Origin of the sequence: Bartonella sp. B10834G3 (genome assembly GCF_016102505.1) — a bacterium.
GTDB classification, from domain to species: domain Bacteria; phylum Pseudomonadota; class Alphaproteobacteria; order Rhizobiales; family Rhizobiaceae; genus Bartonella; species Bartonella choladocola.
This window is the reverse complement of record NZ_JACFOM010000022.1, coordinates 1-374: the sequence shown is the minus strand read 5'-3', so window position 1 is coordinate 374 and position 374 is coordinate 1. Positions and strand designations below refer to the sequence as shown.

The following is a 374-nucleotide window of genomic DNA, read 5'->3' as shown; positions in this document are numbered from 1 at the left end:
TTGAATTTCCGACAGAACAACCTTGTTCGTATCCGGCTTGTTACCGCCTTCGTCAACAATGTCAAAGGCAAGTTTGTTGCCTAATTCTGTGACGGGATTTTGATTGGCGTCCTTCGCTTTGAAGGTGAGTATTGATTGTTCAGTTCCATTTGCTGGAATGGATGCCTGATCTGCGCTAAATTCCGAATTGCCTGCAAACACGTTACCGGCGGTCAATGTCACTTGTGCTTCAAGAGTTCCAACAGCAACAGAAGAAACCTTCGGTGTAATTTTATAAGTTCCCGCAAGCGTGCCTTTTAATGTGGCTTTATAGGTGCCATCCGGTGACTCTTGAATTTCCGACAGAACAACCTTGTTCGTATCCGGCTTGTTAC

General features: G+C 45.2%; 1 protein-coding gene. It reads right to left on the bottom strand.

Features of this window, described 5'->3' with window-relative positions; all coding sequences use genetic code 11:
- The coding region (locus H3S94_RS11780; RefSeq protein WP_198241184.1) for an invasin domain 3-containing protein at positions 1–374 on the bottom strand (374 nt) is incomplete at both ends.